At 35.4% G+C, this 975-nt stretch carries 1 protein-coding gene; it reads left to right on the plus strand.

The window, feature by feature from the left end; all coding sequences use genetic code 11:
* Nucleotides 1-52: 52 nt before the first annotated feature.
* The gene (locus OEW74_RS17435; RefSeq protein ID WP_265429674.1) at nucleotides 53-781 is read left to right on the plus strand and encodes a pirin family protein; all 729 of its coding nucleotides are present in this window, start codon (nucleotides 53-55) and stop codon (nucleotides 779-781) included.
* Nucleotides 782-975 lie beyond the last annotated feature (194 nt).

A 975-nucleotide genomic window follows, 5' to 3' on the forward strand; every position in this document is an offset into this window, starting at 1 on the left:
TTTGCACAACTTTTATTCAATCTAAACCAAATGCACTACGGGTAATAAAAATATGAAAACAGTTTATCACAAAGCAGATTCAAGAGGTCATGCCAATCATGGTTGGTTAAATTCTTACCATACATTCAGCTTTGCAGGTTACCAAAATCCTGAAAGAACACATTTCGGAGTTTTAAGAGTGTTGAACGACGATACCGTTTCTCAAGGAATGGGTTTCGGAACACACCCACACAAAGACATGGAAATTATTTCAATTCCGTTGGAAGGAGATTTGGAACATAAAGATTCTATGGGAACCACTGCGGTAATCAAAAAAGGAGAAATTCAGGTAATGAGCGCCGGAACTGGCGTTATGCACAGTGAGTATAATAAAAATAAAGATGAAGCTGTAAAATTCTTACAAATCTGGGTTTTTCCAAGAGAAGTTGGCGTTGAACCAAGATATGACCAAATAAGTATTGCAGACGGAGAAAAAAACAACGGATTCCAACAGATTTTATCACCGAATAAAAACGACGCCGGAGTTTGGATTCACCAGGATGCATGGTTCAATTTGGCTAAATTTACCAAAGGAAACGGAAAAAACTATATGCTCAACAAAAAAGGAAATGGCGTTTATGCTTTTGTTTTAAAAGGAAGTGCAAAAGTAGGCGACAGAATTCTAGGAGAAAGAGATGGCTTAGGAATTTGGGATACCCAAAGTTTCAACATCGAAGCAACAGAAGACACCGAAATTCTTTTAATGGAAGTTCCTATGGAATTACCCTCTTATTTAAAATAATTAAAATATTTTTGCCGAATAAAAATTCCCCTCCTTTGGAGGGGTGGCGAAAATTCGAAAGAATTTTTGACGGGGTGGTTTAAATACTACTTCCACAATAATACATTAAAACTTAGACAAATTTAAATTATACAATGAAAATTTTAGCAGTAGCAGGAAGTAATTCCGAAACATCAATCAATAAATTATTAGTT

The organism is Chryseobacterium sp. YIM B08800, from assembly GCF_026163565.1.
Lineage (GTDB): Bacteria > Bacteroidota > Bacteroidia > Flavobacteriales > Weeksellaceae > Chryseobacterium.